The sequence below is a fragment of the Bradyrhizobium sp. sGM-13 genome, assembly GCF_018398875.1.
Lineage (GTDB): Bacteria > Pseudomonadota > Alphaproteobacteria > Rhizobiales > Xanthobacteraceae > Bradyrhizobium.
The window spans coordinates 1-222 of the sequence record NZ_JAGWDK010000485.1; the positions used below are offsets into that span (position 1 = coordinate 1).

The 222-nt window shown below is 59.5% G+C and carries 1 pseudogene; it reads right to left on the reverse strand.

Features of this window, described 5'->3' with window-relative positions:
- Nucleotides 1-40: 40 nt before the first annotated feature.
- A pseudogene (locus tag KJQ96_RS39750) lies at nt 41-222 on the reverse strand (dienelactone hydrolase family protein); the annotation flags it as partial.

Sequence of the window (222 nt, forward strand, 5' to 3'; positions counted from 1 at the left end):
TAAAGTGTGCCATAGGCGTCGAACACAACGGCTTTGATGGTCACTGCGCCCCCTTGCCGATGGTCGTGTCAAGAAAATCGCGCAGCGTCTCCCTCGACTGATCCGCCGCTGCCTGGTTGAATTCGAGATGATGGCCCTTCAACACGAGCGGCGTCGTGAGCTGCGGGGCATCGAATGCGTGATAAGCGCCGGGAAACACCGTCAGCTTGATCGGCACGCCCT